This is a genomic window from Streptomyces sporangiiformans (assembly GCF_005768555.2).
Classification (GTDB): domain Bacteria; phylum Actinomycetota; class Actinomycetes; order Streptomycetales; family Streptomycetaceae; genus Streptomyces; species Streptomyces sporangiiformans.
In genome coordinates this window covers 1-26,407 of sequence record NZ_VCHX02000323.1, presented here as the reverse complement: position 1 = coordinate 26,407, position 26,407 = coordinate 1, and the positions used below count along the sequence as shown (strand labels likewise).

The following is a 26,407-nucleotide window of genomic DNA, read 5'->3' as shown; positions in this document are numbered from 1 at the left end:
GGCGCTGGGACGCAGCGCGGCGGACACGGCGGCGCGGGAAGCGGCGTCCGCACCCAGGGGGGCGGGTACGGGCGTCGCGCTCCGGTCGGAGGGACGCTCCGCGTCGCCACGAGCTGCCGTCCGCCGCGTGCTGTCGGGTACCGGCCGAGGGGTCGGGGTCACCGGTACCGCGGGGCGGAGCAGCGGTGCGTCGGGCACGGCCCGCGCGGCAGGCCGCGGCTCGGTTTCCCCGGACGGCGCCCACTCGGTCCGTACGACGGTCCGCTCGTGCTCCGTGCGGAACCTGACCTCGGGAACGGCCGGGCGCGCCAGGTCGCCGTCCGGCGCCGGTGACGGAGCGGAGGAGGGCCACAGTGGCTCCGTCGCGTCCGGCTCGGGCTGCCCGGACCGTATGGCTTCGACGCGCTCGAAAGGACCGGCGAGTCGCGGCCGTACCCGCACCACACCGGAGCGTGGTGCGGCGGCCGGCGTGTGCCGGGCGAGCAGCCGGTCGAAGAAGTCGGGGGCCCGGGACGACGGGTCCTCGACAAAGCGCCCTCCCCAGGAGTCAGACATCCGCACACAGCTCCAGGTAGTAGCGGCGCCGCAGCGGACTGAGCGCCAGGATCTCCGGTTCGCTCCAGCCGTACGCGGTGGCGAGCAGGTGGACGTCGAGGAGCGTGTCCCGTGCCCAGGCGTCCAGTTCGGTCCACAGGTAGGAGGCGATGTCGAGTTCGGCGCGGGTGGCCGCCGCGCACTCGGGGCAGTTGACGTTGAGCGTCACGTCGGCGCCCGGGTCGGCTGCCTGCGCCGCCTCGGCGAGCCGGCGCTGCACCGCCTCGGGCAGGGCGTCGGAGAGTACGTCGGCGGCGACGGTCTCCCCGTCGCGCACCGCCGAGACGACGCACCGTGCGAGCAGGGCCCGCCGGGCGTCCGGCTGCCGGGCCGCAGCCGTCAGGTCGGCGACGCTCGGCACCCGGAACTCGACCTCCCAGCCGCCCTCGACGACCCGAACCCGCGGTTCGGCGGGAGCGGCCGGCGACCGGGCGAACTCCCGGGCGTCCAGGTCGAATTCCATGTCCTCGCCGCACGCGCCGCAGGCAAGGCGCACCTGCATCCGCTCGCCGAACAGCGCCAGGCGCAGCGCGAAGAGATCCGCCTCTCGCTCGCCCACCGGCAGCGAGGACAGCGCCTCGCCGCCGGTGTCCGGACGTGCGGCACGGTGCAGCAACTGGGCGCGCCCCCAGGGGGCCTGGGCAAGCCCCGCTTCCCAGGTGGCGAGGAGTTCAGCCGCCCGAGTGATCGCCATGCCCGCCCCCGTTTCGTACCCGATCCGCCGCCGCTGCGGCAGCAGCCCCGCTTTCGTTCAACACGCCATCGTTCAGGCGGGGTTGAGGAACGAGGGCTCCTCCGGCTCGGGCACCTCGTAGTCCCGCTCCCAGCCCTCGCACTCGAGCTTCAGCGACTGGATCGCCACCGCGTTGGCGTTGGCGTCCATCTCGCCGAGGACCTGGTACTCGCTCGGCCAGGTCCGGTAGAGCTTGTGCGAGACGGCCACCTGACCGGCCTCGTTGAGGACCTGGATCACGATGTCCTTGCGGAAGTCGGCGAGGGACACCTCGGAGCCGAGGCCCGCGCCGACCTGCCAGACCTTGTTGGCCCAGCGGTCGAACTCGGGGTCGTGCGTGACCCCGCGCTCCAGCGTGATGCCCTCGAACTCGGAACGCCCGGGCGACTTGCGCGGGGAGCTGGGGTCGCCGCCGTGCCGGTGCTTGACGACCTCGGTGGTCCGCTTCAGCGGACTGATCTTGCTGATGCCCGCGACCGTACGGCCGTCCCACAGGACGAGGAACTTGAAGTTCTTGTACGGGTCGAAACGCTGCGCGTTGACAGTGAACTCAGCCATCGAATTTCCTCAAGATTCCATTCCCTGGAGCCGGATTGCCTAGAGCTCGAACTGCCCGGACGTCTGCTGGATCCTGACGATCACGAACTCGGCGGGCCTGACCGGCGCGATGCCGACCAGGACGTTCACGACGCCGTTCGCGATGTCCTCGTCCGTCGTGGTGTCGTGGTCGCACTTGACGAAGTACGCCTCGCGCGGCGTCCCGCCCTTGAAGGCGCCCTGACGGAAGAGGTTGTGCAGATACGCGGAGGCATTGAGCCGGATCTGCTGCCAGAGGTTCTCGTCGTTGGGCTCGAACACGGCCCACTGCAGGCCGCGCTGCAGGCTGTCCTCCACGTGCAGCGCGAGCCGCCGCACCGGGACGTACTTCCACTCGCCGTCGAGCGCGTCGGAGCCCTCCAGGGTGCGCGCGCCCCACACCAGCGGGCCGACCATCGGGAAGGTGCGCAGGCAGTTGACGCCGAGCGGGTTGAGCAGCCCGGTCTCGCGGTCGGTGAGGTTGACCGTGAGGGAGCGCACGCCCGCGAGCCGTGCTTCGGTGCCGGCCGGTGCCTTCCACACGCCGCGCTCGGAGTCGGTGCGCGCGAAGACGCCCGCGACCGCGCCGGACGGCGGGAAGGAGCGCAGCCGGCCGGTGAGCGGGTCGGTGAGCTGGATGTGCGGGAAGTACAGGCCCGCGTGGTTGCCGCGCACGGCGTCGAAGGCCGCGAGTCCGGCTCGGGCCGTGTCCACGCTGACCCAGTTGCCGGGGGCGTCGACGAGGAGGAAGATCCGCCGCTCCTGGCACAGCCGCTGCGCCGCCGAGACGACCGTGATCATGTCCTCGGTCGACTCGTACGCCGCGAGCTCCGGCAGGACGAGCAGGTTGACGTCCGCGACACCGCGCAGCGACTGGATGCCGGTCTTGTCGGCCTCGCTGCCGATGAGGTCGCGGGGTCCCGGCGCCTCGCCGTCCTCCCCGCCCTCCAGCGGGAAGACGGGCGCGTTGACGGAGGCCTCCAGGCCCAGGTCGTTGGCGCACTCGCCGACGAACCGGACGACGTCCTCGGGGTCGGTGGAGCCCGCCACCACCTGGAGGCGCCGGCCGAAGGCGGTGACCTCGGCGCCCGCGAAGGCGTGCTTGCCGGGCGCGTCGGGCAGCGCCCGCAGCTTGCGCTCCAGGAGCAGGGCCAGTTCGGTGACGCCGCTCGGGGCCTCGCCGTCCGTGTCGGGGTCGTAGAGCGTGAACTCGCGCTCGACCTCGCCGATCTTGACGGTCAGGTCGACGGCCAGGTCGGGCAGTTCCTGCCCGAACGGCTTGGAGACGGTGCCGGACGGGTCGGGGCGGCCCTCGCCGACGGCCTCGACGCGGATCAGCCGGGAGCCCGCGTTGACCACGGTCGGCGCGTAGTGGCCGTGCGCGGCGTCCATGGACAGACCGGTGAAGCTCTCGCGGGCGTCGCCCTTGGCGTCGTACACACGCAGGTTGAAGGTTTCTTCGGTGCAGGGCGCGTCGTAGTCGACGGCGACGCGCAGGCCGTTGCCCCACACGCCCGGCTCCTTGGCGTGCACTTCGAGGACCGGGCTTTCGCTGTGGCCCTCGGTGGACTCCAGGGTGACGCAGGCGGCCTGGCCGCTGCCCGCCTTGGCGACGCGGACGATCACGGCGACGGTGCCGCCGTTGCCGAAGAACTGGTGGACCGCGTAGCCGACGGCGCTCTGCGAGCTCAGGCCGCCGAAGCGGCGCTCGAACTCGGTGAAGCTGGTGACGCGCACCGGCTCGTTCAGCGGACCGCGCCGGGTGTGCCCCACGAAGGCGGTCACCGAGGTGGTGACGGTCGAGATGGTGCGGGCGCTGCTGGGAAGCTCTTCGACGTAGACGCCGGGATACGTCGGCTTGGCAGTGCTCACCGCGGTCATCGGCATTCCCCCTCCTAATCCGTTCTCGGGCACCGGGTGAAAGGCACCAAGAGACGGCAGAGGAAGAGGGTGCGGTACAGCGCGCGCCAGATCGTCCCGCGCGTATGACACGCGACGGGACGGGCGCACCTCATCAAGTTCCCCCGTCAGCGCCCCGGGCGGTTGGCCGTCCAGGTCAAGCGATGTGCTTGTGACTCCTGATGCGTGAGTGCTGCAACAAACCCTGCGGGGTGCGGAAAGGCCGAAACAAGACCTCTTCAGGCCACCACGGGGGGAGGTTCGGTGAAGGGAATTCCACGCCACTCGCACGTCGTGCACTCGTGTCGCGGCGGATGATCCACGGCACCAGCACAGGAGGCGATGCCGCAGAATGGGGACCATGTCCCGACGCACCAAGCGCCCCGCGCGACAGGGGCCGACCTGCCCCGCACCGTCCGTTTTCTGCCCCTGCGGTCGGCAGGACACCTACGTAACCTGCTGTGGCCGGTTTCATGGGGGTGAGGGCGCGGCGCCGACCGCCGAGGCGCTGATGCGGTCGCGGTATGCCGCGTTCGTGAAGCGCGACGAGGCGTATCTGTTGCGAACCTGGCATCCACGGACCCGGCCGGCGCGCGTCGAGTTCGATCCGAGGGTGCGCTGGACCGGCCTGGAGATTCTCGCCACGGCCGAGGGCTCGGCCTTCCACAGCACCGGGACGGTGACCTTCCGGGCCTCGTACGCCGGGGGCTTGCTGCATGAGCGGAGCCGGTTCGAGCGGGTCGACGGGGCGTGGGTGTACGTGGACGGGGACTTCCCCGAGTAACGACGGCGCCCCGGTCAGGGCGCGAGGATGTCGAGCTCCTGGAGTGCGCCCACCGTGATCTCGCGGGTCAGCTCCTCGGCGCGGGACGCGTCGCCTCCGCGTACGGCCTCGGCGACCTGGACGTGCAGGGTGACGGCGTCCGGGTCGGGGTCCTCGAACATGACCTGGTGGTGGGTACGGCCGGCCAGGACCTCGGCGACCACGTCGCCGAGGCGGGCGAACATCTCGTTGCCGGACGCGTTGAGGATGATCCGGTGGAAGGCGATGTCGTGCACGAGGTACGCCCGCAGCTGGTTGCCGCGTGAGGTGGCGACCATGTTCAGGGCGCACTGGGTGAGTTCGGCGCACTGGTCGGCCGTGGCGTGCTGGGCGGCGAGGCCCGCGGCGACCGGCTCGACGGCGGAGCGCAGCACGGTGAGCGAGCGCAGCTGGCGCGGGCGGTCGGCACCCGCGAGGCGCCACCGGATGACCTGGGGGTCGTAGACGTTCCACTCGCTGGTGGGGCGCACGGTCACGCCCACCCGGCGGCGGGACTCCACCAGGTGCATCGACTCCAGGACCCGGACGGCCTCGCGCATCACCGAGCGCGACACTTCGAAGCGCTGCGCCAGTTCATCGGTGCGCAGCACACTGCCCGGCGGGTACTCACCGGCGGTGATCGCGGGCCCGAGGCTCTCCAGTACATGGCCGTGCAGCCCCCGGCCCGGTGTGCTCATGAGGCTCAGCCTACGAGGCGAACGCGCCCGATAAAAAGTCAGACTTTTTAGGGTCGACCTCTTGAACTCGTATGACCTAATGAGTTTCAGTGTCGTGAACGGATGCGGCACCCGACGTACCCCGACGTCGGCCGGCCGATGTCGAAGAAGACAGCGAGACACGATGAATTCACCGCGCACCCACGAACCGCGCACTCCCCATGTCGTCGTGATCATGGGGGTGGCGGGCACGGGCAAGACCACCGTCGGGCCCCTGCTCGCCGACCGGCTCGGCGTGCCGTACGCCGAGGGCGACGGCTTCCACCCCGAGGCCAACATCGCCAAGATGTCGGCCGGGACGCCACTGACGGACGAGGACCGCCGGCCGTGGCTGGACGCCATCGGCGAGTGGGCGCACGGACGGGCCGGACTCGGCGGCGTGGTCAGCTGCTCGGCACTGAAGCGGAGTTACCGCGACCGGCTGCGGGCCTCCGCTCCCGGCCTCGTGTTCGTCCAACTCACCGGTGACCGGAAGCTCATCGAGGCCCGGATGACGCACCGTCAGGGGCACTTCATGCCGACGGCCCTGCTGGACTCCCAGTTCGCCACCCTCCAGCCGCTCCAGGCGGACGAGGCGGGTGTCGCCGTGGACGTCTCCGGCAGTCCGGAGGAGATCGCCGAACGAGCCCTCTCCGCGCTGCACGGCCTCGGCCAGTAACTCCCCCTGGCATCCCCGCACTCCCTTGACTCCCCCCACAGACCACACCCCAAGGACCAAACACCGTGACCGGACTCAGCGTCGAGATGCTGGCAGCGGACCCCGTCGAGCCGATCACCTCGGCGGGACATGCGCAGTTGGGCATCGCCGTCGTGGCAGGCATCGCCGTCATCGTCCTGCTCATCACCCAGTTCAAGTTGCACGCCTTCCTCGCGCTGACCATCGGGTCGCTGGCGCTCGGCGCGATCGCCGGGGCGCCGCTCGACGCGGCCATCACCAGCTTCAGCAACGGCCTTGGTGACACGGTCGCCGGCGTGGGCGTCCTGATCGCACTCGGCGCCATCCTCGGCAAGCTGCTCGCGGACTCCGGTGGCGCCGACCAGATCGTCGACACGATCCTCGCCAGGGCGTCAGGGCGCGCGATGCCCTGGGCGATGGTGCTGATCGCCTCGGTGATCGGGCTGCCGCTGTTCTTCGAGGTCGGCATCGTGCTGCTGATCCCGGTCGTCCTGATGGTGGCCAAGCGCGGCAACTACTCGCTGATGCGGATCGGCATCCCGGCGCTCGCGGGTCTGTCCGTGATGCACGGTCTGATCCCGCCCCACCCCGGCCCGCTGGTCGCGATCGACGCGGTCGAGGCGGACCTCGGTGTGACGCTGGCCCTCGGCGTGCTCGTCGCCATCCCGACCGTGATCATCGCGGGCCCGCTCTTCTCGAAGTACGCGGCCCGCTGGGTGGATGTGCCCGCGCCCGAGAAAATGCTCCCCCAGCGCGCCTCCGACGACCTGGAGCGTCGCCCCGGCTTCGGCGCCACCCTCGCCACCGTGCTGCTGCCGGTCGTGCTGATGCTGGCCAAGGCGCTGGTGGACATCGTCGTGGACGACCCCAAGAACATGGTGCAGAGGGTCTTCGACGTGATCGGCTCGCCGCTGATCGCGCTGCTCGCGGCGGTCCTCGTCGGCATCTTCACGCTGGGCCGGGCAGCCGGGTTCACCCAGGGACGGATCGCCTCGACCGTCGAGACGTCGCTCGCCCCGATCGCGGGCATCCTGCTGATCGTCGGCGCGGGCGGCGGCTTCAAGCAGACGCTGATCGACTGCGGTGTGGGCGAGATGATCCTCGAGATATCCCAGGACTGGTCCATACCCGCCCTGCTCCTCGCCTGGCTGATCGCCGTGGCGATCCGGCTCGCGACCGGTTCCGCGACCGTCGCCACCATCTCGGCGGCCGGTCTCGTCGCCCCGCTCGCCGCTGACATGTCGACCACCCACACGGCCCTGCTGGTGCTGGCGATCGGCGCGGGCTCGCTGTTCTTCAGCCATGTCAACGACGCCGGCTTCTGGCTGGTCAAGGAGTACTTCGGCCTCGGCGTCGGTCAGACGATCAAGACATGGTCGGTGATGGAGACCATCATCTCGGTGGTCGCCGGAGCCGTGGTCCTGCTGCTGTCACTCGTCATCTAGGGATACAGGGAAACAGGGAGGAGGTACGGCCATGAGTCACCCTCTGTTCGACATCAGCGGCCGTACGGCGCTGGTCACCGGCTCCAGCCGGGGCATCGGGCTCGCGCTGGCCCGGGGCCTCGCGGAGGCCGGCTGCACGGTGGTACTCAACGGGCGGGACACCTCGCGGCTCGCGAAGGCGGCGGCGGAAATCGAAGGCACCGGCACCGTCCACACCGCGGCCTTCGACGTCACCGACGGCCCGTCAGTGGCGGCCGGCATCGCGGAGGTCGAGGAGCGCGTGGGCCCGCTCGACATCCTCGTCAACAACGCGGGGATGCAACTGCGCGCTCCCCTGCTGGAGTTCGCGGACGCCGACTGGCACCGCATCCTGAACACCAATCTGACGAGCGCGTTCCTGGTGGGCCGGGAAGCCGCCCGGCGGATGACGGACCGCGGTCACGGCAAGATCGTCAACATCTGCTCGTTGCAGAGCGAGGTCGTACGGCCCGGGATCGCGCCGTACGCCGCCACCAAGGGCGCGCTGAAGATGCTCACCAAGGGCATGTGCGCGGACTGGGGGCCGCACGGCGTGCAGGTCAACGGGCTCGGTCCCGGTTACATCGAGACCGAGCTGACCGGGCCCCTCGTGGACGACCCGGAGTTCAGCGCGTGGGTGCGGCGGCGTACGCCCGCCGGGCGCTGGGGGCGTACGGAGGACCTGGTCGGCGGGGTGCTCTTCCTCGCCTCGCCCGCCGCCGACTTCGTGAGCGGGCAGATCCTGTACGTCGACGGCGGCATGACCAGCGTTCTGTGAAAGGAACCTTCGCGATGCTCGGTTGCGTGATCCACGGCCAGGGAGACCTGCGGGTCGACGAACTCCCCGTCCCTTCGCCCGGCCCCGGTGAGGCGCTCGTCGCCGTGCGGTACGGCGGCGTCTGCGGCTCCGATCTGCACTACTGGCGACACGGCGGCGTCGGTGACTTCCGTCTGCGGGAGCCGATGGTGCTGGGGCACGAGGTGGTGGGGACGGTCGTGTCGTACGGCGACGGGGGTGACGCTTCCGCGCCGGCCGGGGCGCTGAACCTTCCCGCGCCCGGTACGGACGTCGCGGTGCATCCGGCGACGCCCTGCGGCGTGTGTCCGGAGTGTGTGTCGGGGCGGCGGAACGTGTGCCGGGACACCCGCTACCTCGGCAGCGCGGCGCGTACACCGCATGTGCAGGGCGGGTTCGCGGGCCGGGTCGTCGTGCCCGTCGAGCAGGTGCGGGCGCTGCCGGCAGGGCTTTCGCTGCACCGGGCCGCGCTGGCCGAGCCGTTGTCCGTCGCGCTACACGCGGTGCGGCGGGCCGGTGATGTGGCCGGCCAGCATGTTCTCGTCACCGGCGCGGGGCCCATCGGCTGTCTCGTCGTCGCGGCGGCGAAGGCGGCGGGTGCCGCGCACGTGACGGTCACGGATCTGGTGCCGCGTGCGCTGGAGTACGCGGAGGCGGCGGGCGCCGACACCGTCGTACGCGCCGATGAGCCTGCCGCTCAGGGGTGGCCCGCGGAGGTGGACACCGCGATCGAGGCGTCCGGGGTCGCCGCCGGGCTGGACACCTGCCTTCGCCTCGTACGGCGCGGCGGTGTCGTCGTCCAGCTCGGGATGCTACCGCCCGGCCGGAGTCCCTTCGCCGGGAACCTTGTGGTCAGCCGGGAGATCGATCTTCGCGGGGCGTTTCGCTTCGACTCGGAGTTCGACGACGCGCTTGCGCTGCTCGCGCGGGAGGATCGCTTCGACGGCCTGGTGAGCTCGACGGTGTCCCTCCGGGAGGCGGAGCGGGCGTTTGCTCTGGCGGCGGATCGGGGCAGTTCCTGCAAGGTGTTGCTGGACTTCGAAAACTAGCCACTCCGTGGACGAGCGGGTTGGTTTCCTTCCCCAACCCCACCCCTTCCCGAAACAGGGGCTCCGCCCCCAGCCCCCGGGGTTCGTCTGTCGGCTGCGGGTCGGTTGTGGCTGGTCGCGCAGTTCCCCGCGCCCCTAAGGGGGCACGCCCCACCCGCAGTCGCCCATGCGCGGGAGAGGTTAGGGGGTGGGTGGGTTTCGTACTTCACCGCGGGCCAGTTGTGGCTGGTCGCGCAGTTCCCCGCGCCCCTGAAGGGGCGCACCCCCACGCTCCCGCGGTTGGCCACCGGCGGGAGGGGGCGTGTGCCGGTGCGTCATCGGCCGTCGCGTAGGGCTTGTCTCAGGAAACCCGCGGCGACGGGCGGACGCACCGGCACACGACCCCGACCCAACCACCCACCGCAGGCGGGCTCACGGGCGCCACAGGGGATGCTCGCGCTCCGCCCACTCCCGGCTCACCGCGCCGGTGCGGAGGCCGCGGCGGGACTCCGGGTCGGACAGGGCCATGCCGATGTGGCCGGCGAGGACGATGCCGATCGTCAGGGCGAGCCAGTCGTGGACGAACGTCGCGCTGGTGCGCCAGACGAGCGGGGTGAGGTGGGTGAACCACATCACCAGCCCCGTCCCCAGCATCACCAGCGTCGCTCCGGCGATCCAGGCCGCGTACGTCTTCTGCCCCGCGTTGAACTTCCCGGCCGGCCGCGAGGCCGGCCGGGCGTCGCGGCGCAGGGCCGAGCGCAGCCAGACCCGGTCGTGCGGGCCGAAGCGGTTCAGCCGGCCCAGGTCCGCCCGGAACGCGCGAGAGCCAAGACCCAGCAGCACCGGAAGCGGCAGGAGCAGGCCCGACCACTCGTGCAACGTGACCACCAGGGCGCGTCGGCCGACGAGTTCCGCCAGCTGGGGGACGTAGAGGCAGGCCGCGGTCAGTACGCACAGCCCCATCAGGAGGGCCGTCACCCGGTGCACCCAGCGCTCGGCGCGGGTGAAGCGGCGTACCCGAGAGGAGCTCACGCGCTCCCCGGTCTTCGACGGCTCCGCCGTCGTCTCATGTGGCCTCATCGTCACGTCCGTTCGAGCGGCCCACCCACGCGTCCACGTCGTAGCCGCGGTCCTCCCAGTAGCCGGGGCGGACGTCCGACGTGACGGTGATGCCGGACAGCCACTTCGCCGACTTGTAGAAGTACATGGGGGCGACGTAGAGGCGGACGGGGCCTCCGTGGGAGTGGGACAGGTCCTTGTCCTGCATACGGAGCGCGACGAGCACGTCCGCGCGGCGGGCTTGAGAGAGCGTCAGGCTCTCCGTGTACGTGCCGTCGAAGCACTTGAAACGCACCGCTCCGGCCGAGGAACGCACCCCCGCGGCATCCAGCAACCGGGACAGCCGCACCCCCTCGAAGGGCGTGTGCGGCACCCGCCAGCCCGTGACGCACTGGACATCGCGGACCAGCCGGGTCTGCGGCAGGGCACGCAGATCGGAGAGTGTGTACGTGGTGGGGTGGTCGACGAGCCCGTCGATCGTGAGGCGGTAGTCGTCGGCGTTCTTGTGCGGGACGGACGAGGTGACCGAGTAGTAGCGGAAGCCGCCCCCGTTGGGAAGAAGGCCGGTCAGACCGGTGGGGTCCTTGTCGGCGGCGCCGCCGAGGAAGGACTCCAGGCCACGCTGGAGCGTGGGCGCGGCGGCCACGCCGAGCGCCCCGAGCCCGAGCATGCCGAGCAGGAGCCGCCGCCCTACGGGGGAGCCGCCCTCCTCGGGCTCCCGCTCCCGTTCCGGTTCCGATGGCGTCGGTTGTTGCGAGTTCACCCCCCGATTCGAGCACCCTTGGCCCTGGATGGCCAGGGGCTCAAGGGTGCTCGTCAGGGTTCCGTAATCACTGGTGTTCCGTCGTCACTTCCGACCGGCTGTTCCGTCTCAGTGCCCGCACGTGCGCAGGGCACGTACGGGCACCTCGCGAGATCTGGCTCCGGGGTCAGGGAGCGGTGTTCAAATAGATCCCGTTGAGTCGCGAGTTGATGGACAGCGTCTGGTTGCGGTCGAAGCCAGTCATCGGCGGGTCGACCGTGCCGGGGTGAACGGCCCTGCCCCAGTTGTTGTTCGTCTCGATCTTGGCGACGGTCCAGGCCGGGTCGTTCGGGTCAAACCCGACGAAGCCTTGACCGCTGAGGCAGGAGGTATCCCCGTCAGCGAACGTGACCTTCAACGATCCGGCCGGAGCCATCCAGCAGAACCGCCAGTAGTCCGCGGACGCCTGCTGCGGCGCAGCCGTGGCCGGAGAAGCCGCCCCCACAGTCACCAGCGCGGCGGCCGCGACCAGGGCAGCGGACAGCCGTCGGAAAGGACGGTTGCGCACTGTTCTCTCCTTCTGTCGTGTGGACTTTCACCAGGCACACGAATCTCCGCGCACTCCCGTATGTCGCGACCTCGGGTGGCATGTGTCACATGCGGGATCCCCAGCATCACTGGACCGGGTCCACGTGTCTCACCCAATCCAATCCATGCAGGTCAGAGGCATGCGAACGACCAACTTCGTTGAGACAGGACACCGGCCTCAGGAGACGGATTCCGCCGCCTTGTCCAGCTGGAACGCCTCGTTGCCGAGCCCGATGCGGGCGTGGGCCTCGGGCTTGCGGGAGCGCAGGAACAGGCCGTGGAGCAGGCCCAGGACGGCGGCCAGCGCGATGATGCCCGGCAGCACCCAGCTGAGCGCCGACCCGGGGCCCGAGCCCACGAGGACGTCGAAGTCCTTGACCGTGTAGCCCGCGATGACGAGGAGCGCGACGCCCGCGATCGCGGAGGCGGCCAGCCGCCACGCCTGCGCACGGGCGGAGCCCCGGCGGGCGAAGAAGACGACGACCGAGAGCGAGGCCGCCGCCATGAGCAGGATGACACCGAGCGCTCCGATGTTGCCCAACCACGTGAACAGGTGCAGCACGGGCGCGGTCGGGTCTCCGGCCGGCTTGTCGTCGGCCAGTGCGAAGGCGGCCACGACCACCACCGCGACGGCGCTCTGCAGGAGCGAGCCCGTGCCGGGGGCGCCGCTCGTGCCTGTCGTCCGGCCGAACGCGGCGGGCAGCAGCCCTTCGCGGCCCATCGCGAAGGCATACCGGGCGACGACGTTGTGGAAGCTGAGCATCGCCGCGAACATGCCGGTGACGAACAGGACGTGGAGGACGTCCGTGAACGTCCCGCCGAGCCGCGACTCGGTGAGGGAGAACAGCAGTCCGGCGCTCTGCTTCTGCGAGGCGGCCACGATCCCGGAGGGGCCGGTGGCGACGGTCAGCGCCCAGGAGCTGATCGCGAAGAAGACGGCGACGAATCCGACCGCCAGGAACATCACGCGCGGAACCAGGATGTGCGGACGGCTGGTCTCCTCGGCGTACACGGGGGCCTGTTCGAAACCGAGGAATCCGGCGACGCAGAAGCACAGCGCGGTGCCGAGTCCCGCCCCGGTGAGGGTGTCCAGGTTGAAGGCGTGCAGCGACAGGCCCTCCTTGGCGGGGTCGGCGACGGCCGCGAGGTCGAAAATGACGACGAGCGCCACCTCGATGAGCAGCAGGACGCCGAGGACGCGCGCGTTGACATCGATCTTCAGCCAGCCGAGCGCGCCGACGACGAGTGCCGCCGCCAACGCGGGTATCCACCAGGCGACTTCGACCTCGAGATAGGTGGCGAACAGTCCGGACACCTCGAAGCCGAAGATGCCGTAGATGCCGACCTGGAGCGCGTTGTAGGCGACGAGCGCGACCAGCGCGGCGCCCGCGCCCGCGGTGCCGCCGAGGCCGCGCGCGACATAGGCGTAGAAGGCGCCCGCGTTGTGGACATGGCGGCTCATCTCGGCGTACCCGACGCTGAAGAGGACCAGCACCACCCCGAGGATGACGAAGAGCAGCGGCTGGCCGACGACACCCATCACCGCGAATGTTGTGGGCATGACACCAGCGACCACCATGAGCGGGGCGGTCGCCGCGAGGACGGAGAGCAGCAGGCCCCCCGTACCGAGCCGGTCGGCGCGCAGCGCGCGATCCTGCCCCTTGAAGGTGCTGATGCCGGCACCGTCGGCCGCCGGTCTGCTCGTGCCCGAGGCGCTCGATGCGCTCGAGGTGCGGGAACTGCCCGTCGTCATCGCGGGGTTGTCCTTTCGGATTTCGGATGGTCGTTCATGCCGTGCCGAGCGCGCTGTCGCGTGCGGCGCGGAAGGCCTTGTACGGGTCGCGGTCCGGGTACGACCACGGCGCCGGGGTGGCGTGCGGTCCGATGCGGTGGAACAGGGCGGCCGCTTCGGCACCCCGGCCCTCGCAGAACTTCGCGTGGGCGAGGAAGTTGAGGTCGATGTGGCTGCGCGGGTGGTCGTCGCGCTCCCACTCCAGCCACCAGTCGAAGGCCGCCTTCATCACCTGGCGGGCCCGGCGGCCGACCCAGTGCCCGCAGGCCACGGGATCGGTGGCACCGCCGGCGGCGGCCAGGACGCGGTAGCGCTCGGCGTGCGCGACGACGGGCAGGATCGCCAGCGGCGAGTCGGCGGGCGCGTGTTCGGCCGACCAGGCGGCGAAGTCGTAGACCTCGTGCAGCGGGTCCCGGCCCGCGTCCGGCCGGCGCTCGGCGAGCCGGGCCGTCATCAGATGGTGGGCGTGGTGGTGATCGGGATACCGGTGCCGCACCTCGTCGAAGAGCTTGACCACGTCCTCCTCGGCGCCGACGAATCGCTCCAGCATCAGCAGACCGAGCCAGGGCGTGGGGTCGGCGGGCACGAGCGCGGCCGCGGCGCCGCAGGCCGCGCGCGCCCGGTCCGGCTTCGACTTGCCGTTCAGGGCGCGTTGCACGGTGGCCAGGGCGAGCAGAACATTGGCGTCGGCGGACTCCGGTTCGGCGAGCAGCCAGTCACGGGCCCAGGCGTGGGTGTTCGGTTCCTGCGCGAGCACGGTGACGCGATGCCCGCGACGGTCCCAGTCGTCACCGGTCTCGGCGAGCAGCGCACGTACGGCGGTCCACCGTCCCTGCGCCAACGCGGCGCGGGCGCCGATGAGTTCGGCGTCGTCGAGCGCGGCGTCGAAGGTCTGGGCCGCACGCTTGCGGCCACGGCCCAGGGGCGGTGGAGGTGGGGGTGGGGGCACCGCGGGACTTCCTCACAGGACAGCGGTTCTGTCAGCAAGTGATCGCGCAAAGACAATCTCTAACCAACGCTCCACGTCAAGCGGAACAGCGGCCTACCCATGTGAACAGGCCAGAAGTCGGACCGTCGGTGCTGGCCCGGGCGCTCAGCTCACCGCCCTCGCCGCCGCGCGGCCCGCCGTACGGCCCGAGAACAGGCAGCCGCCGAGGAAGGTGCCCTCGAGGGAGCGGTAGCCGTGGACGCCGCCCCCGCCGAAACCGGCTGCCTCGCCGGCCGCGTACACGCCGGTCAGCGGGTCTCCGCCCTCGGTCAGTACGCGGGAGGAGAGGTCGGTCTCCAGGCCGCCGAGGGTCTTGCGGGTGAGGATGTTGAGGCGTACGGCGATCAGCGGGCCGGCCTTGGGGTCGAGGATGCGGTGCGGGGCGGCCGTACGGACCAGCTTGTCCCCGAGGAACTTGCGGGCACCCCGGAGGGCCATCACCTGGAGGTCCTTGGTGAAGGGGTTCACGATCTCCCGGTCGCGGGCGGTGACCTCGCGGCGCAGGGCGGCCTCCTCGATGAGCGGCTCCTTGGTGAGCGCGTTCATGCCGCGGACCAGAGCGCTCAGGTCCTTCTCCACGACGAAGTCGACGCCGTGGTCCATGAACGCCTTGACCGGACCGGGCACGTCCGCGCGCGCTCGCACGAAGACGTCCCTGACGGACTTCCCGGTGAGATCGGGGTTCTGCTCCGAGCCCGAGAGCGCGAACTCCTTGCCGATGATCTTCTGGTCGAGCACGAACCACGTGTAGTCGTACCCGGTCTTCATGATGTGCTCCAGCGTGCCGAGCGTGTCGAATCCCGGGAAGAGCGGGACCGGCAGCCGGTTGCCGCGGGCGTCGAGCCACAGCGAGGACGGGCCCGGCAGGATACGGATGCCGTGGTTGTCCCAGATGGGATTCCAGTTCTGGATGCCCTCGGTGTAGTGCCACATGCGGTCGCGGTTGATGAGGTGCGCGCCCGCGCCCTCGGCGATGGCGAGCATCTTGCCGTCGACGTGCGCGGGTACGCCGGAGATCATCCGCTCCGGCGGACTGCCCAGCCGCTCCGGCCAGTTGGCGCGTACGAGATCGTGGTTGCCGCCGATACCGCCCGAGGTGACGATCACCGCCTGCGCCCGGAACTCGAAGGCCCCGGTGACCGTGCGGCCGCTCGCCTGGCCGCGCTGGATGTCCGAGGGCTCCAGGATCTCGCCGGTGACCGTGTCCACCGTGCCCGCACTGCGCGACAGACCGGTCACCCGGTGCCGGAACCTGAGCTGGACGAGGCCACGCGCGACCCCGGCGCGCACCCGCCGCTCGAAGGGCGCGACCAGTCCGGGGCCGGTCCCCCAGGTGATGTGGAAGCGCGGCACGGAGTTGCCGTGCCCGTTCGCGTCGTAGCCGCCGCGCTCGGCCCAGCCCACCACCGGGAAGAACCGCACCCCCTGGCCGTGCAGCCAGGACCGCTTCTCACCGGCCGCGAAGTCCACGTACGCCTCGGCCCACTTGCGCGGCCAGTGGTCCTCGGGGCGGTCGAAGGCGGCGGTGCCCATCCAGTCCTGGAGGGCCAGCGCGTGACTGTCCCTGATCCGCATACGGCGCTGCTCGGGGGAGTTCACGAAGAACAGTCCGCCGAAGGACCAGTGCGCCTGGCCGCCGATCGACTGCTCCGGCTCCTGGTCGAGGAGGATCACCTTGCGCCCCGCGTCGACGAGCTCCGCGGTCGCCGCGAGCCCGGCGAGGCCCGCCCCGATCACGATCACGTCAGCGTCGTACGCCATAGCAGGCCCTCCCGGCATTGTTACTGGTCAGTCAGATCTTTGGGCAACGGAGTGACCGAGTCAACTGCCTGGATACGGCGCATCCCTCCCTGTTTGGATGACGCCATGAGTTCCCAGGAGAAGGCATGAGTTCCCAGGACAGCGGCATGAGCCCCGCCGAGGAGATCCTCGACGTCGTCGACGAGAACGACCGGGTGGTCGGACAGGCCCCGCGCGGTGAGGTGTATGCCCGCGGGTTGCGGCATCGCAGCGTGTTCATCGAGGCCCGGGATGCCTCGGGGCGCGTGTTCGTCCACCGCCGCACGCCGACCAAGCTGATCTTCCCGTCCCTGTACGACATGTTCGTCGGCGGGGTCGTCGGGGCGGGCGAGACGTACGACGACGCCGCGCTGCGCGAGGCCGAGGAGGAACTGGGCGTTGCCGGCCTGCCGCGGCCGGTACGTCTCTTCAAGTTCCTGTACGACGACGGGGCTGGGCAGACCTGGTGGTCGGCCGTGTACGAGGTGCGCTGCGAGGTTCCGGTGCGTCCCCAGGCGGAAGAAGTCGCCTGGCACGGCTTCCTGCCGGAGGACGAGGTCCGGCGGCGGCTCGGCGAGTGGCCGTGGGTGCCGGACGGGCTGGCGGCGTACGAGCGTCTGCGGGAGTACCGGGCGGCGTGATGAGACCGGTTCGGTTTTCCTTCCGCGGTCGGTAAGGTCGCGCATGTGATCGAATTGGTGCGGAACGTCCGAGTGTGGTTCGCGCCCGAGCGGGTCAGGGAGGACGGCGGCACGCCGGACTACCGGTTCTCGCTCGCCAATGAGCGCACGTTTCTGGCCTGGCTGCGCACCGCGCTGGCACTGATCGGCGGAGGCTTCGCCGTGGATCAGTTCCTGCCTGACCTGCGATGGGGATGGCGGGTCGGGCTCGCGCTCGCACTGCTGGCGGCCGGGGTGCTGTGCTCGTTGCGCGCGGTGAACCACTGGGTGCGCTGTGAGCGCGCGATGCGCCGCGGCGAGGACCTGCCGGTCTCCCGCTTCCCCGCGCTGCTGGGCGTCGTGGTGGCGATCGTCGCCGTCGCGATGGTCGTGATCGTTCTCGCTGGCTGGGAAGGATGACCGTGCCCGCCGCACCGGACCCCCACCAACAGCCCGCCGCACGAGACCCCGGCCTGCAGCCGGAGCGCACCCGGCTGGCATGGCGGCGTACGACCCTCGCGAGCACCGTCGTCGCCGTGCTCGCCGCGAAGACGACCCTCCAGGGCGGGCCGACGGCCGCACGGGTCGTCCTGAGCGCCGTGTGCTGCGCCCTCTGGCTGGGCTTCCTCGCCGTCGCCCATCACCGCATCCGCACGCTGGCGACGGCCGAGGGCGGCCGCCCGGCGGCCCTCACTCCGAGGCACGCGACGGCCGCGGCGCTGTGCACGGTGGCCCTGGCCGCCTGCGCGGCGGCGCTCGTCTCCTGAAGTGATCCGGAAGAGATCTAATGTCGGTCGAGACGCGGATCACGTTTCGTCCCCGCACTGGACGGCATACCGACCGGTCGGCATCATAAGTAGGGCCCCTTACCCGGCGTACGGAGGAACACGATGAGCTCAGACCACCCGCCAGGTCTCGATCTCGACCGGTTGCGCGGGCTGCTCGACACCGAGCGCCCTGGACTGGTCAACGGCCCGCTGACCGGCCGGCTGATCGAGGGCGGACGGTCGAACCTCACGTACGCCGTGACGGACGGCAGTGCGCGATGGGTCGTACGACGGCCTCCGCTGGGCCATGTGCTGGCCACCGCGCACGACATGAGGCGAGAGCACCGGGTGATCAGCGCGCTGCACCCGACCGCCGTGCCGGTGCCGCGGCCGGTGCTGCTGTGTGAGGACGAGGAGGTGCTGGGCGCGCCGTTCTACGTCATGGACTTCGTGGAGGGCACGCCGTACCGGACCGCCCAACAGCTCGCCCCGCTCGGTGCGGAGCGCACCCGCGACGCGGTGCTGAGCCTCGTCGACACGCTGGTCGAACTGCACGCGGTGGACCCCGCCGAGGTGGGGCTCGCGGACTTCGGCCGGCCTGAGGGTTTCCTGGACCGGCAACTGCGGCGCTGGGGAAAGCAGTTGGACGCCTCCCGCAACCGGGAGCTGCCCGGGATCGACGAACTCAGCGCCGCGCTCGGGCGCGAGCTGCCGCACTCCCCCACGGCCACGGTCGTGCACGGTGACTACCGGCTCGACAACGTACTGATCGGCGAGGGCGGGCGGATCACGGCGATCCTCGACTGGGAGATGTCCACGCTCGGTGATCCGCTCACCGACCTGGGGCTGCTGGTGATGTACAGCATGCCGCTGGAGGTGCCCGACTCCCCCGTTTCCACGACCGCCTCGGCCGCCGGGCATCCCGCACCGGCCGAGATCGTCGAGCGGTACGCCGCGCGCTCGGGGCGCGACGTGTCCGCCGTCGCCTGGTACACGGCGTTCGCCTGGTTCAAGCTCGCCGTGATCCTCGAGGGCATCCACTACCGCTACACGCTCGGCCAGACGGTCGGCGCGGGCTTCGACCGCATCGGCGAGCTGGTGCCCGTGTTCATCGGGCACGGCCTGACCACTCTCCAGGAAGGCTGACCGGACATGGACTTCGCTTTCGACGCACGTACCGAAGAACTGCGGGCGAGGCTTCTGGCCTTCATGGACGAGCACGTCTATCCCGCGGAAGCCGTCGCCGAGGAGCAGCGCGCCCGGCTCGCCTCGCCGTGGGACACGCCCGCCGTGGTCGGGGAGTTGAAGGCCGAGGCCAAACGGCAGGGTCTGTGGAACCTCTTCCTGCCGGACGCCGAGTACGGCGCGGGGCTGACGAACCTCCAGTACGCGCCGCTCGCCGAAATCACCGGCCGTTCCCCGCACTTGGCCCCCACGGCGCTGAACTGCGCGGCGCCGGACACCGGGAACATGGAGGTGCTGGCCCAGTTCGGCGACGAGCAGCAGAAGAAGCAGTGGCTGGAGCCGCTGCTGGCGGGTGAGATCCGCTCGGCGTTCGCGATGACGGAACCCGAGGTGGCCTCGTCCGACGCCACGAACATCACCACGCACATCGAGCGAGCCTCCGACGGCACAGACGAGTACGTCATCACCGGCCGCAAGTGGTACATCTCCGGGGCGATGAACCCGGATTGCAGGATCTTCATCGTGATGGGCAAGACGGATCCGGACGGCGCCGACATCCGCCGCCAGCAGTCCATGGTGCTCGTGCCCCGCGACACCCCGGGCGTCGAGGTGCGCCGCGCGATGCAGGTCTACGGGTACGAGGACCACTCCCACGGCGGGCACGCCGAGGTCGTCTTCGACCACGCGCGCGTGCCGGTGGCGAACCTCGTCGGCGAGGAGGGCGGCGGCTTCGCCATCGCCCAGGCTCGGCTCGGGCCGGGCCGTATCCACCACTGCATGCGGCTGATCGGCATGGCGGAGCGGGCCATCGAGCTGATGTGCCGGCGGGCGGTGTCACGCACGGCCTTCGGCAAGCCGCTCGCCGAGCAGGGTGTGGTGCAGAATTGGATCGCGGACGCGCGGGTCGCCGTCGAGCAGGTGCGGCTCCTCGTCCTGAAGACGGCCTGGATGATGGACACCGTCGGCAATCGCGGGGCGCACACCGAGATCCAGGCGATCAAGATCGCGACTCCGCGCACGGTCGTCGACATCCTCGACAAGGCCGTCCAGCTGCACGGCGCGGGCGGCGTCAGCCAGGACTTCCCGCTGGCCGAACTGTGGGCGAGCGCCCGCACGTTGAAGCTCGCGGACGGCCCGGACGAGGTGCACCAGCGATCGCTGGCCCGCCGGGAGATCAAGCAGTACCTCTAGGCCGCCAGGGCCGCGCGGCGCCAAGGATCGGTCGTCACATTCCCATCGACCCCCGCGGACAGGAATGTGACGGCCGGCCCTACGGCCGCACCCGCAACCTACGGCCGCAGAGCGCGCAGCAGCAGGTCGGCGAGGTGGTCGGCCACCTGCTGCGGGTTCAGCGGACCGTCGGGGCGGTACCACGTCGACAGATGGTGGACGGAACCGAAGTGGTAGTCCACCACCAGGTCGGCGGGCGTGGCCTTGGAGAAGACGCCCGCTGCCTGGCCCTCCTCGATCAGGGCGCGGAAGCGTTCGTGGTAGCGGCGGCGTTCGGCGCGTACCTGCTTGTTCTTCTCCGGGCTGAGGTGGTGCATGGAGCGGAAGAAGATCGCCGCGTCGTCGAGGTTGTCGATCGTCGTGACGACGACGTCCGCCGCGGCGGCTCGCAGCCGCTCCTCGACGGGCGCGTCCGCGCCCGCGAAGGCGTCCAGACGTTCCTGCTGAACGCGCAGCACGCGCGCGTACACCTCGTGCAGCAGGTCGTCCTTCGAACCGAAGTAGTGGTACAGCGCGCCTTTGGTGACGCCCGCCGCCTCGACGATCTCCTGCACCGAAGTGCGGTCGTACCCCTGCTCGGCGAAGAGTCTGGTGGCGGCCGCCAACAGCCGCCTCGGTACGGGCGTGCCGTCCCCGTCCGTCATCCTGGCCACTTTGCAGCCACCTGCCTTCCGAAAGTCACCGACCGTTGTCGGGGCTGCCCGCACCGTCCGTGCGCGTTCGCAACTCCCGCCGGAGGATCTTCCCACTGGCCGTTTTCGGCAAGTCAGGCAGGATCTCGACTACGCGCGGAGACTTGTACGCTGCCAGTTTCTCCCTGCAATACGTAGCGAGTTCGTCGCCGTCCGTGTCACTGCCGGGGCGCAGACTGATGTACGCCTTGACCGTCTCGCCGCGGTAGCTGTCCGGTACGCCCACGACCGCCGCCTCGCGGACCGCCGGGTGGGTGTAGAGCACGTCCTCGACCTCGCGCGGCCACACCTTGAAACCGGACGCGTTGATCATGTCCTTCTTGCGGTCGACGACGTAGAGCCAGCCGTCCGCGTCCATGAAGCCGATGTCGCCGGTGCGCAGTTCGCCGTCCGGGAAGGTCTCCGCGGTGGCCTCGGGGCGCCGCCAGTAGCCGGGCACGACCTGCGGTCCGCGCACGAGGATCTCGCCCTGCTCCCCGAACGGCACCTCCTTGCCCTGGTCGTCGACGATGCGTACGACCGTGTCGGGGCCCGGCACACCGACGGCCAGCGTCCCGGAGACCGGATCGACGGGAGCCTCCTGGCCGGGCGGTACGGAGGCGCACGGCGCGCTGCACTCGGTGAGGCCGTAACCGTTTCGGATGTACGGCCCGAATCCCGCGCGGAACTTCTCGACCAGCGCGGGCGGCAGCGGCGCACCGCCCGAGGAGATCATCTGGAAGGAGGCGAAGTGCTCGCGCGTACAGGACGGGTGGGCTGCGAGTGCCATGAAGGCGGTCGACGGGCCGACCGTGTAGACGGGCCGGTGTTCGGCGAACGCTTCGAGGACGACGCCCGCCTCGAAGCGGTACGCGAGGACGAGCGTTCCGGCGCTGGTGAGGCAGGCACCGAGCTGGCAGACCATCCCGGTGATGTGGAACAGGGGCGCCATCGCGAAGTAGACGGGCGCCTCGGGCAGGCCGAGGCCCGTCCGCTGCCGCTCGGCGTTGTACATGATGTTGCCGTGTGTGTTGGTGGCTCCCTTGGGCGTGCCGCTCGTGCCCGAGGTGTAGCTGATGAGCGCGATGTCGGACGGCCCGGGGGCACGGCCCGCGGGAGCCTCGTGGCGCAGCCGGGCGACGGTCGCCAGGTCGTCCGCGTCGGCGGCCTGCGGCAGCCGCTCGAAGCTCAGCACGCGCGCGTCGTCGCGCGACTGGAAGTCCAGCTCGCACGCGGTGAGGACGATGCGTACGGGCGAGTCGGCGGCCGTGTCGCGCAGATACGACTCCCAGGCACGGTCCGCGCAGACGAGCGCCGTGACCTCGGCGTCCCGCAGGACGTGGCTGACCTCGCCGGTCTTGTACATCGGGTTGACGGGGACGACGATCGCGCCCGCCTTCCAGGCGCCGAGGAGGGCGAGCACGAAGTGCGGGCTGTTCTGCAGCAGGATCGCGATCCGGTCGCCGGCCTGCACGCCACGGGCCGCGAAGTACGCCGCCAGGGAGTCGCTCAGCGCGTCCACCTCGGCGTAGCTCAGCCGTCCGTCGAAGTAGGCGAGGCAGGGGTGATCCGGGGTTGCGGCGACGGCTGTGCGCAGGGCGTGGACCAGCGAGGGCGCCGGGCTGACGGGTGCGCGCTGGGCGTCGTTGAGACGGGCGAGCCATGGCTTCGCCGCGTACAGGGAGGTCGTCACCGGCCGTCCGCCTCCCACTTCTGCTGGATGTGGTTCATGTTCGTCAGCCAGCGGTCGGGGTCGGTGGCCCGCGCCTGGTAATAGCCGGCGACCTCGGGGTGCGGCAGGATCAGGAAGCGGTCCGCCTCGATGCCTTCGAAGAGCGCGTCCGCGACGTCCTCGGGCTCGATCGCGGTCGGCTGGAGCACGAGGTCGCCCGCGCTGCCCGTGGCGGCCAGCATGTCGGTGCGTACGCCCTGGGGGCAGATCGCGTGGACCTTGATGCCGCGGTGGCGGTACGTGAGCGAGAGCCACTCGGCGAAGGCGTACGCGCCGTGCTTGGTGACGCTGTAGGGGGCGGCGCCGACCATCGTGAGCAGGCCCGCCGCCGAGACCGTGGAGACAAAGCGGCCGCTGCCGCGCTCCAGCCAGGCGGGGAGCAGCTCGTGCGCCGCGCGGACGTGGGCCATCACGTTCACGTCCCAGGCCAGCGCCCAGACCTTCTCGTCGGCGGCCTCCGTGCCACCGGAGGCGAGGCCCGCGTTGGCGCAGTAGACGTCGACCGTGCCGCCGAGCGCGTCCCGGGCCTCGGTCACGATCGCGGAGGCGTCGCCCGGGACCGCGATGCCGCCGATCTCGTCGGCGACGGCCTTCGCCTTCGCGGCGTCCAGGTCGTTGACGACGACGCGGGCCCCTTCGGCTGCGAAGCGGCGGGCCAGCGCGGCACCGATACCGCCTCCCGCTCCGGTGACGACCACTCCGGCATCCTGCACGGCTTCCACCATCGGTCTCCTTCGACGCGACGCGACGCGAATCGGCTCTGCTCCAGCGCCAGACTAACCGGTCGGTATGTGACTGTGGAAGAGGCGGCTGCCTGCACCACAGGGGTGTCCGACCGGTTCTGTCCGCTTCGTTCCCCGGCGCCGATCCGCACGCTAGCGTGCCCATGCCAGCTTCCGCGACCATGGAGGTACACCATGCGCCCCCACGCTCCCGGCCCCGCACGACCAGGGGGCACCCCCCTGCCCAGACGGGGATTACTCGCCGCCGCCACCGCCGCGGCCGCGTTCTCGGCGGGCCCGTCCACCGCGGCCACGCAGACAGCGGGTTCGGGCACAGCCGCAGCCGGCGGTCGCCGGCTGCGTACCGGCTTCGAGCGCCTGGCCGCGGGCGGCTACGCGCCGCTCGACGGCGAGCGGGTCGGCATCGTCACCAACCCGACGGGCATCACCAGGGACGTACGCCACATCGTGGACGTGATGCACGCCGACGACCGGGTGAACCTGATCGCGGTGTTCGGGCCCGAGCACGGCTTCCGGGGGACGGCCCAGGCGGGCGGCTCCGAAGGCCGCTACGACGACCCCGCCACCGGACTGCCCGTCTACGACACGTACCTGAAGAGCGGCCGGCCCCTCGCCGACATCTTCACGGCCTCCGGCGTCGACACCGTCGTCTTCGACATCCAGGACGTGGGCGCGCGCTTCTACACGTACATCTGGACGCTGTACGACTGCATGGAGGCCGCCGCCCTCGCGGGCAAGCGCTTCGTGGTGCTCGACCGGCCGAACCCGGTGACCGGGCGTGCGGCCCATGGGCCCGTGCTGCACAAGGAGTTCGCGACGTTCATCGGACGGCAACCGATCTCACAGGCGCACGGCATGACGGTCGCGGAGCTCGCGCGGCTGTTCAACGGTGAGTTCCTGACGTCTCCGGTGCCGCTCGAGACGGTCCTGATGAGCGGATGGAAGCGCACACAGTTCTACGACGACTCCGGGCTGCCGTGGGTGCCGCCGAGCCCCAACATGCCGACCCCCGACACCGCCCTCGTGTATGCGGGGACCTGTCTCTTCGAGGGCACGAACCTGTCGGAGGGGCGCGGTACGACCCGCCCGTTCGAACTGCTCGGCGCGGAGGGCATCGACCGGCACTGGGCCTCCGAGGTCAATCGACTCGGACTGCCCGGCGTGCACTTCAGGGAGGCGTACTTCGCACCCACCTTCTCCAAGTTCCAGGGCAAGACCGTCGGGGGCGTACAGGTCCACGTCCACGACCGGACGGCGTACGACCCCGTACGCACCGGGATCGCGCTCCTGGTGACCGCCAGGAAAGCGTGGAGCGGCTTCGCCTGGCGCTCCGACAACTGGATCGACAAGCTCACCGGCTCCACCCAGGTACGCACGATGATCGACGCGGGGGCGAGCGCCGACGAGGTCGTGGCGGCGTGGCAGGGCGAGCTGGCCGCGTTCCGGCGCGTACGCCGGGAGTACCTCCTGTACGGCTGAGACGCTCTGCCACCGCTGAGCCCCTCTGTCACCACCGAGCGCCTCTGCCACCGCTGAGCCCCTCGTGCCACCGCTGATGCGCCCCCTTCCACCGAGACATCAGTTCGGGCATGCCGGACCTGACGTGGCGTATGGCCAACCTTCGCCCCCGGCGGGACGATGCGGACACATCGCACCGGACACGGGGCCGAAGGGGGCTCGTCATGGCGGAACCGGATGTGGGCGTGACTCCTTACTGGGAGTTGACTTTCGACGCGGACGGGGATGTGAACGGCAAGCAGCGCGACCGGCTGCTCCAGCAGGCGCGGGAGCGGGGCGTCCACGACCTGCTCGTGTTCGCGCACGGCTGGAACAACGACCGGTCGATCGCGACACGGCTCTACAGCCGCTTCTTCGAGCCCATCCCGGGACTCGCGCCGACGGCCCATCTCGGATACGTGGGGGTGATGTGGCCGTCGATGCGGTTCACGGACGAGCCGATCCCCGACTTCGAGCGGTCGGTGATCCCGGCCGCGCCCGGCCGCCCCAGGCTGGACAAGGGCACACGGCGCGCGCTGGTGGAGGTCTTTCCCGGTCGGGCCACCGTGATCGACCAGATCAGCGAGTTGCTCGACGAACAGCCGGACGACGACGCCTCGTTGGCGGAGTACGGGCGGCTCGTGCGGCTCCTCGTCGAGGCGCCTGCTGAGGGGCCGCAGGCCGCGTTCGCCGAGGACACCTTCACGGAGGGGCCGGAGGGGACGGCGGGGACTGCGGGGAAACCCCGGTCCGAGCCGGAGATGCTCTCCGGGGACACGGCGGAGATGTGCCGGGCCTTCGCGCGGGCGCTGGCCGACACCGCGCACGACGGCGAGGGCGCGCCGGCCGCGCCGGGGCCCGGTGGGGCCGAGGCCGCCTTCAGGCTGCCCCGGTTGTGGGACGGGGCGCACGAACTGCTGCGCCAGGCCACCTACTACGCGATGAAGCGGCGCGCCGGCACGGTCGGTGAGCGCGGACTCGGACGCACGCTCGGACAGCTCGCGCATACGGCGCCCGACCTGCGCGTCCATCTCGCGGGGCACAGTTTCGGCGCCCGACTCGTCTCGTTCGCGCTGCGTGGGCTGCCCGAGGGCGTACGCACCGTCAAGTCCGTGACCCTGCTCCAAGGGGCCTTCTCCCACTACGCGTTCGCGACGCGGCTGCCGCACAACACGCGGGGCAAGGGGGCACTGCACGGGCAACAGAGCCGCATCGACGGCCCCTTGGTGTGCTGTTTCTCGCGCTTCGACTCCGCGCTCGGGACGCTCTATCCGCTGGCCTCGCGCATGGCGGGCGACGACTCCTCGGCCGCCGGCGTCGGACTGCCCCGCCTCCTCAGCGCGAAGTGGGGAGCACTCGGCCACAACGGAATCCAAGCGGTAGACGGCACGAAGAAACTCAAACTCGCCGAGGCCCTGCGCACGAAGCTGCCCACGTCGGGGTTCGTGAACATCGACGCCGCCTCGGTGGTGAAGCGGGGTGGACCTCCGTCCGGCGCCCACAGCGACATCTGTCACCGGGAGTTGGCTCAGGTGGTGCTGGCGGCGGGGCGCGTGCGGTGACGCGGGGCGGCGGGGCTCCGGGTTCCTCGCCCCCGCCGCCCCTACCCGTCCCATCCCGTACCTGGGGGCTGCGCCCCCAGACCCCCGCTATCGGCCTGAACGGCCTCGT

Annotated in this window: 26 protein-coding genes; 12 read left to right on the top strand and 14 right to left on the bottom strand. The window is 70.9% G+C overall.

Annotated elements, in window-relative coordinates:
• From FGD71_RS40775 to FGD71_RS40760, 4 genes are all read right to left on the bottom strand, one after another.
• Window positions 1-555 (bottom strand): hypothetical protein (locus FGD71_RS40775; RefSeq protein ID WP_119105616.1); only part of this gene is annotated, 555 nt, incomplete at its 3' end.
• Window positions 548-1,288: a T4 family baseplate hub assembly chaperone gene (locus tag FGD71_RS40770; protein ID WP_119105615.1), complete on the bottom strand. Its 741-nt coding sequence runs from the start codon at window positions 1,286-1,288 to the stop codon at window positions 548-550. The genes FGD71_RS40775 and FGD71_RS40770, both read right to left, overlap by 8 nt.
• A 72-nt stretch (window positions 1,289-1,360) precedes the next feature.
• Window positions 1,361-1,885: a phage tail protein gene (locus tag FGD71_RS40765; RefSeq protein ID WP_119105614.1), complete on the bottom strand. Its 525-nt coding sequence runs from the start codon at window positions 1,883-1,885 to the stop codon at window positions 1,361-1,363.
• Between the two features lie 39 nt (window positions 1,886-1,924).
• Complete coding sequence (locus FGD71_RS40760; protein ID WP_119105613.1) at window positions 1,925-3,790, bottom strand: phage tail sheath family protein; 1,866 nt, start codon at window positions 3,788-3,790, stop codon at window positions 1,925-1,927.
• A gap of 373 nt (window positions 3,791-4,163) precedes the next feature.
• Between FGD71_RS40760 and FGD71_RS40755 the strand changes: the two genes are divergently transcribed.
• Complete coding sequence (locus tag FGD71_RS40755; RefSeq protein ID WP_119105619.1) at window positions 4,164-4,586, top strand: YchJ family protein; 423 nt, start codon at window positions 4,164-4,166, stop codon at window positions 4,584-4,586.
• Window positions 4,587-4,600: 14 nt separating this feature from the next.
• On the opposite strand, the gene FGD71_RS40750 is transcribed toward FGD71_RS40755, so the two are convergent.
• Complete coding sequence (locus FGD71_RS40750) at window positions 4,601-5,302, bottom strand: FadR/GntR family transcriptional regulator (protein ID WP_119105612.1); 702 nt, start codon at window positions 5,300-5,302, stop codon at window positions 4,601-4,603.
• A 163-nt stretch (window positions 5,303-5,465) separates the two neighbouring features.
• Between FGD71_RS40750 and FGD71_RS40745 the strand changes: the two genes are divergently transcribed.
• The 4 genes from FGD71_RS40745 to FGD71_RS40730 all read left to right on the top strand — a co-directional run bounded on the left by FGD71_RS40745 (window position 5,466) and on the right by FGD71_RS40730 (window position 9,325).
• Entirely contained in the window at window positions 5,466-5,999 is a 534-nt protein-coding gene (locus tag FGD71_RS40745; protein ID WP_119105611.1) for a gluconokinase, read from the top strand.
• 65 nt (window positions 6,000-6,064) lie between these two features.
• Window positions 6,065-7,462 carry a GntT/GntP/DsdX family permease gene (locus FGD71_RS40740; RefSeq protein WP_119105610.1) on the top strand — a complete coding sequence of 466 codons (1,398 nt, stop codon included), beginning with the start codon at window positions 6,065-6,067 and terminating at the stop codon, window positions 7,460-7,462.
• Window positions 7,463-7,493: 31 nt separating this feature from the next.
• The gene (locus tag FGD71_RS40735; protein WP_119105609.1) at window positions 7,494-8,258 is read left to right on the top strand and encodes a glucose 1-dehydrogenase; all 765 of its coding nucleotides are present in this window, start codon (window positions 7,494-7,496) and stop codon (window positions 8,256-8,258) included.
• Between the two features lie 14 nt (window positions 8,259-8,272).
• Window positions 8,273-9,325, top strand: a complete 1,053-nt coding sequence (locus tag FGD71_RS40730) for an L-idonate 5-dehydrogenase (protein WP_119105608.1) — start codon at window positions 8,273-8,275, stop codon at window positions 9,323-9,325.
• Window positions 9,326-9,736: 411 nt separating this feature from the next.
• On the opposite strand, the gene FGD71_RS40725 is transcribed toward FGD71_RS40730, so the two are convergent.
• From FGD71_RS40725 to FGD71_RS40700, 6 genes are all read right to left on the bottom strand, one after another.
• Window positions 9,737-10,384, bottom strand: coding sequence for a cytochrome b/b6 domain-containing protein (locus FGD71_RS40725; protein ID WP_119105607.1), 648 nt, complete (start codon window positions 10,382-10,384; stop codon window positions 9,737-9,739).
• Window positions 10,371-11,126 carry a molybdopterin-dependent oxidoreductase gene (locus FGD71_RS40720; RefSeq protein WP_119105606.1) on the bottom strand — a complete coding sequence of 252 codons (756 nt, stop codon included), beginning with the start codon at window positions 11,124-11,126 and terminating at the stop codon, window positions 10,371-10,373. Before FGD71_RS40720 ends, FGD71_RS40725 begins: the two co-directional genes overlap by 14 nt.
• Window positions 11,127-11,292: 166 nt before the next feature.
• Complete coding sequence (locus FGD71_RS40715) at window positions 11,293-11,673, bottom strand: hypothetical protein (RefSeq protein ID WP_119105605.1); 381 nt, start codon at window positions 11,671-11,673, stop codon at window positions 11,293-11,295.
• Window positions 11,674-11,871: 198 nt separating this feature from the next.
• Window positions 11,872-13,446: an APC family permease gene (locus FGD71_RS40710; RefSeq protein ID WP_119105604.1), complete on the bottom strand. Its 1,575-nt coding sequence runs from the start codon at window positions 13,444-13,446 to the stop codon at window positions 11,872-11,874.
• Between the two features lie 34 nt (window positions 13,447-13,480).
• Window positions 13,481-14,434, bottom strand: a complete 954-nt coding sequence (locus FGD71_RS40705; RefSeq protein WP_119105603.1) for a hypothetical protein — start codon at window positions 14,432-14,434, stop codon at window positions 13,481-13,483.
• 144 nt (window positions 14,435-14,578) lie between these two features.
• A complete protein-coding gene (locus tag FGD71_RS40700) occupies window positions 14,579-16,234 on the bottom strand; it encodes an FAD-binding dehydrogenase (protein ID WP_119105602.1) in 1,656 nt (551 codons plus the stop codon).
• A gap of 146 nt (window positions 16,235-16,380) precedes the next feature.
• Here FGD71_RS40700 and FGD71_RS40695 point away from each other — a divergent pair, with 146 nt between their 5' ends.
• The 5 genes from FGD71_RS40695 to FGD71_RS40675 all read left to right on the top strand — a co-directional run bounded on the left by FGD71_RS40695 (window position 16,381) and on the right by FGD71_RS40675 (window position 20,054).
• Window positions 16,381-16,893, top strand: a complete 513-nt coding sequence (locus tag FGD71_RS40695) for an NUDIX hydrolase (protein WP_119105618.1) — start codon at window positions 16,381-16,383, stop codon at window positions 16,891-16,893.
• Between the two features lie 45 nt (window positions 16,894-16,938).
• Entirely contained in the window at window positions 16,939-17,331 is a 393-nt protein-coding gene (locus FGD71_RS40690; RefSeq protein ID WP_119105601.1) for a YidH family protein, read from the top strand.
• Window positions 17,328-17,678 carry a DUF202 domain-containing protein gene (locus FGD71_RS40685; RefSeq protein WP_119105600.1) on the top strand — a complete coding sequence of 117 codons (351 nt, stop codon included), beginning with the start codon at window positions 17,328-17,330 and terminating at the stop codon, window positions 17,676-17,678. Before FGD71_RS40690 ends, FGD71_RS40685 begins: the two co-directional genes overlap by 4 nt.
• 123 nt (window positions 17,679-17,801) lie before the next feature.
• The gene (locus tag FGD71_RS40680) at window positions 17,802-18,824 is read left to right on the top strand and encodes a phosphotransferase family protein (protein WP_119105599.1); all 1,023 of its coding nucleotides are present in this window, start codon (window positions 17,802-17,804) and stop codon (window positions 18,822-18,824) included.
• Between the two features lie 6 nt (window positions 18,825-18,830).
• A complete protein-coding gene (locus tag FGD71_RS40675) occupies window positions 18,831-20,054 on the top strand; it encodes an acyl-CoA dehydrogenase family protein (RefSeq protein ID WP_119105598.1) in 1,224 nt (407 codons plus the stop codon).
• Between the two features lie 98 nt (window positions 20,055-20,152).
• Here FGD71_RS40675 and FGD71_RS40670 read toward each other — a convergent pair whose 3' ends face one another.
• Genes FGD71_RS40670 through FGD71_RS40660 form a run of 3 tightly spaced genes read right to left on the bottom strand, consistent with a single transcriptional unit; the run spans window position 20,153 to window position 23,221 of the window.
• Complete coding sequence (locus FGD71_RS40670; protein WP_119105597.1) at window positions 20,153-20,746, bottom strand: TetR/AcrR family transcriptional regulator; 594 nt, start codon at window positions 20,744-20,746, stop codon at window positions 20,153-20,155.
• A gap of 25 nt (window positions 20,747-20,771) precedes the next feature.
• A complete protein-coding gene (locus FGD71_RS40665; RefSeq protein ID WP_119105617.1) occupies window positions 20,772-22,457 on the bottom strand; it encodes a class I adenylate-forming enzyme family protein in 1,686 nt (561 codons plus the stop codon).
• The gene (locus tag FGD71_RS40660; protein ID WP_119105596.1) at window positions 22,454-23,221 is read right to left on the bottom strand and encodes an SDR family oxidoreductase; all 768 of its coding nucleotides are present in this window, start codon (window positions 23,219-23,221) and stop codon (window positions 22,454-22,456) included. Before FGD71_RS40660 ends, FGD71_RS40665 begins: the two co-directional genes overlap by 4 nt.
• A gap of 192 nt (window positions 23,222-23,413) precedes the next feature.
• Here FGD71_RS40660 and FGD71_RS40655 point away from each other — a divergent pair, with 192 nt between their 5' ends.
• Window positions 23,414-24,718, top strand: a complete 1,305-nt coding sequence (locus FGD71_RS40655; protein ID WP_119105595.1) for an exo-beta-N-acetylmuramidase NamZ family protein — start codon at window positions 23,414-23,416, stop codon at window positions 24,716-24,718.
• Window positions 24,719-24,921: 203 nt separating this feature from the next.
• Window positions 24,922-26,298 carry a serine-threonine protein kinase gene (locus FGD71_RS40650; protein ID WP_119105594.1) on the top strand — a complete coding sequence of 459 codons (1,377 nt, stop codon included), beginning with the start codon at window positions 24,922-24,924 and terminating at the stop codon, window positions 26,296-26,298.
• The last annotated feature ends 109 nt before the right edge of the window (window positions 26,299-26,407 follow it).

Excerpts from the sequence above, each read along its gene's own strand:
- FGD71_RS40650 (WP_119105594.1), top strand. The coding sequence starts at position 24,922 with ATGGCGGAACCGGATGTGGGCGTGACTCCTTACTGGGAGTTGACTTTC.
- FGD71_RS40750 (WP_119105612.1), bottom strand. The coding sequence starts at position 5,302 with ATGAGCACACCGGGCCGGGGGCTGCACGGCCATGTACTGGAGAGCCTC.
- FGD71_RS40730 (WP_119105608.1), top strand. The coding sequence starts at position 8,273 with ATGCTCGGTTGCGTGATCCACGGCCAGGGAGACCTGCGGGTCGACGAA.
- FGD71_RS40725 (WP_119105607.1), bottom strand. The coding sequence starts at position 10,384 with ATGAGGCCACATGAGACGACGGCGGAGCCGTCGAAGACCGGGGAGCGC.
- FGD71_RS40770 (WP_119105615.1), bottom strand. The coding sequence starts at position 1,288 with ATGGCGATCACTCGGGCGGCTGAACTCCTCGCCACCTGGGAAGCGGGG.
- FGD71_RS40755 (WP_119105619.1), top strand. The coding sequence starts at position 4,164 with ATGTCCCGACGCACCAAGCGCCCCGCGCGACAGGGGCCGACCTGCCCC.
- FGD71_RS40745 (WP_119105611.1), top strand. The coding sequence starts at position 5,466 with ATGAATTCACCGCGCACCCACGAACCGCGCACTCCCCATGTCGTCGTG.
- FGD71_RS40675 (WP_119105598.1), top strand. The coding sequence starts at position 18,831 with ATGGACTTCGCTTTCGACGCACGTACCGAAGAACTGCGGGCGAGGCTT.
- FGD71_RS40710 (WP_119105604.1), bottom strand. The coding sequence starts at position 13,446 with ATGACGACGGGCAGTTCCCGCACCTCGAGCGCATCGAGCGCCTCGGGC.
- FGD71_RS40700 (WP_119105602.1), bottom strand. The coding sequence starts at position 16,234 with ATGGCGTACGACGCTGACGTGATCGTGATCGGGGCGGGCCTCGCCGGG.
- FGD71_RS40695 (WP_119105618.1), top strand. The coding sequence starts at position 16,381 with ATGAGCCCCGCCGAGGAGATCCTCGACGTCGTCGACGAGAACGACCGG.
- FGD71_RS40735 (WP_119105609.1), top strand. The coding sequence starts at position 7,494 with ATGAGTCACCCTCTGTTCGACATCAGCGGCCGTACGGCGCTGGTCACC.
- FGD71_RS40760 (WP_119105613.1), bottom strand. The coding sequence starts at position 3,790 with ATGCCGATGACCGCGGTGAGCACTGCCAAGCCGACGTATCCCGGCGTC.
- FGD71_RS40685 (WP_119105600.1), top strand. The coding sequence starts at position 17,328 with ATGACCGTGCCCGCCGCACCGGACCCCCACCAACAGCCCGCCGCACGA.
- FGD71_RS40655 (WP_119105595.1), top strand. The coding sequence starts at position 23,414 with ATGCGCCCCCACGCTCCCGGCCCCGCACGACCAGGGGGCACCCCCCTG.
- FGD71_RS40680 (WP_119105599.1), top strand. The coding sequence starts at position 17,802 with ATGAGCTCAGACCACCCGCCAGGTCTCGATCTCGACCGGTTGCGCGGG.
- FGD71_RS40660 (WP_119105596.1), bottom strand. The coding sequence starts at position 23,221 with ATGGTGGAAGCCGTGCAGGATGCCGGAGTGGTCGTCACCGGAGCGGGA.
- FGD71_RS40765 (WP_119105614.1), bottom strand. The coding sequence starts at position 1,885 with ATGGCTGAGTTCACTGTCAACGCGCAGCGTTTCGACCCGTACAAGAAC.